This is a genomic window from uncultured Tenacibaculum sp. (genome assembly GCF_947502995.1).
Taxonomy (GTDB): Bacteria; Bacteroidota; Bacteroidia; order Flavobacteriales; family Flavobacteriaceae; genus Polaribacter.
Map to the genome: position 1 here is coordinate 1 of NZ_CANNBW010000091.1, position 212 is coordinate 212.

Below are 212 nucleotides of genomic sequence, written 5' to 3' on the forward strand. Positions count from 1 at the left end.
GTTGATAGTGGAGTTAGTGTTACGAATACAACAAGATTAGTAGCAGGAGTTTACACAGTAACAGTTACACATCCAGTCACAGGTTGTGAGTTAAGTACGAGTTATGAAGTTGTTGATGTACCAGATCACTTAATCAATGTAACTCAGACAGCACCAGTTGTTTGTTTCGGATCAAGTACAGCAGCAGTAGAGATTATCTTTGATAGTAGTAC

General features: G+C 38.2%; 1 protein-coding gene. It reads left to right on the forward strand.

Annotated elements, in window-relative coordinates:
• A partial coding sequence (locus tag Q1A46_RS20875) for a hypothetical protein (protein WP_299683600.1) occupies nucleotides 1-212 on the forward strand: 212 nt, incomplete at both ends.